We start from the raw sequence: 466 nt of genomic DNA, 5'->3' as shown, positions 1-466 counted from the left end.
GGAGAGAAGACGATGCTGGAACTGCTATTTATTATTGGGTTTTTTGTGATGCTGCTGGTGACCGGCGTGTCGCTGCTGGGCATTATTGCCGCGATTGTTGCGGCGACGGCGCTGATGTTCGTCGGCGGACTGTTTGCGATGATGATTAAACTGCTGCCGTGGCTGCTGTTGGCCGTTGCGGTGGTATGGGTGATTCGGGCGATAAATAAACCAAAAATCACCCGCTACCGTAGCAACAACCGCTGGCGTTATTAAGGTAGTGAGTGGTAGGTCACAACCTGAGGAATTTTGCATAATACGGCGTAGGTTTTGCTTATGAAATCTGTCACTATTAGCACGTTAATGAATTCATCGCGCTGTACCCTACATACAGCCGAACTAAAAAAAGTAAGGGCTTCCGAATGGAAGCCCTAAACTTTTCCACCCTCCCGACTCTCCCGTCATACTTCGAACTACAGGTGCGTTG

General features: G+C 49.4%; 1 protein-coding gene. It reads left to right on the top strand.

All coding sequences use genetic code 11. The features are described from left to right. A partial coding sequence (pspG, locus tag FJV41_RS55690; protein WP_220138009.1) for an envelope stress response protein PspG occupies nucleotides 1-255 on the top strand: 255 nt, incomplete at its 5' end. Nucleotides 256-466 lie beyond the last annotated feature (211 nt).

The sequence above is a fragment of the Myxococcus llanfairpwllgwyngyllgogerychwyrndrobwllllantysiliogogogochensis genome (assembly GCF_006636215.1).
Classification (GTDB): Bacteria; Myxococcota; Myxococcia; order Myxococcales; family Myxococcaceae; genus Myxococcus; species Myxococcus llanfairpwllgwyngyllgogerychwyrndrobwllllantysiliogogogochensis.
This window is presented reverse-complemented; position numbering and strand designations above follow the sequence as displayed.